Genomic DNA, 273 nt, shown 5'->3' with positions numbered 1-273 from the left:
TTTATATTGCTCATCTGATACAGGCTCTAACCAGTTCACATTTTTGCCATGTTCATCAGTTGCAGTTAAAGCAAGATGTGTCATCGCAGAATTTCCACTTGCACCATGCCAATGTTTCACTCCAGGTGGACAATAAATCACATCTCCTACAGAAATTTTTTCCGCAGGTTTACCCCATTCTTGCACCAGTCCCTCTCCTTCTGTAACAATGAGATATTGCCCTTTAGGATGGGTATGCCAAAATGAACGGGCATTGGCATTAAAAATTAAATA

The 273-nt window shown here is 40.3% G+C and carries 1 protein-coding gene; it reads right to left on the bottom strand.

All coding sequences use genetic code 11. From position 1 onward, the window contains the following. A partial coding sequence (locus tag ABD296_RS50035; RefSeq protein ID WP_344285730.1) for a cupin domain-containing protein occupies positions 1 to 273 on the bottom strand: 273 nt, incomplete at both ends.

This window comes from Actinomadura napierensis (assembly GCF_039529375.1).
GTDB classification, from domain to species: Bacteria; Actinomycetota; Actinomycetes; order Streptosporangiales; family Streptosporangiaceae; genus Spirillospora; species Spirillospora napierensis.
The sequence above is the reverse complement of the archived record's forward strand: the minus strand, read 5'-3'. Positions and strand labels throughout refer to the sequence as shown.